At 40.1% G+C, this 688-nt stretch carries 1 protein-coding gene; it reads left to right on the forward strand.

The genetic code is table 11. From position 1 onward, the window contains the following. A partial coding sequence (locus E0E16_RS10745; RefSeq protein ID WP_130829720.1) for an IS30 family transposase occupies positions 1 to 662 on the forward strand: 662 nt, incomplete at its 5' end. Between the last annotated feature and the right edge of the window lie 26 nt (positions 663 to 688).

Below are 688 nucleotides of genomic sequence, written 5' to 3' on the forward strand. Positions count from 1 at the left end.
GACAAATATCAGGTTATCTGCGCAAGAATGAGGGAATAAAGGTGTCCCACCAATCCATTTATAATATCATTCATAATGATACAACAGGGGAACTTGCCAAACACACAAGGCATAAGATGAAATACAGACATCGTCCCAAGGGCAGACATCTTCCAATTAAAGACAGGTTGAGTATCCATGAAAGAAGTAAGGAAGTTGACGGGAAGAGATTCGGAGATTTTGAGATGGACTTGATCGTAGACCCTGACCAGCATACCATACTCACACTGGTAGAGAAATCCACCAATATGCTGCTTATGCAGAAACTGCCATTTGGAAAGCAGTCAAAGCCTCTGGCAAAGGTAGTTAGGAAACTGCTGCCACCATACAAGGACTGTCTGAAGACCATTACAACAGACAACGGACCTGAATTTGCAGCACATAAGGACATTACCAAGTTCTTGGGCGTGCCCGTATACTTCGCTGATCCATATTGTTCTTGGCAAAAGGGAGCTATTGAGAATACAAATAAACTAATCAGACAATATATACCGAAAAAGGATTCGTTTGAACATTACACAGACAAGAGAATTATGTCGATACAAAAGAAATTGAACGAAAGACCGAGAGAAAAATTAAACTTTTCTACTCCAAAGTGTGAATTCTTCAAATACGTTTTATAATTTTGCACTTGCTGGTTGACTCTGCG

Origin of the sequence: Prevotella rectalis (assembly GCF_900607215.1) — a bacterium.
Lineage (GTDB): Bacteria > Bacteroidota > Bacteroidia > Bacteroidales > Bacteroidaceae > Prevotella > Prevotella brunnea.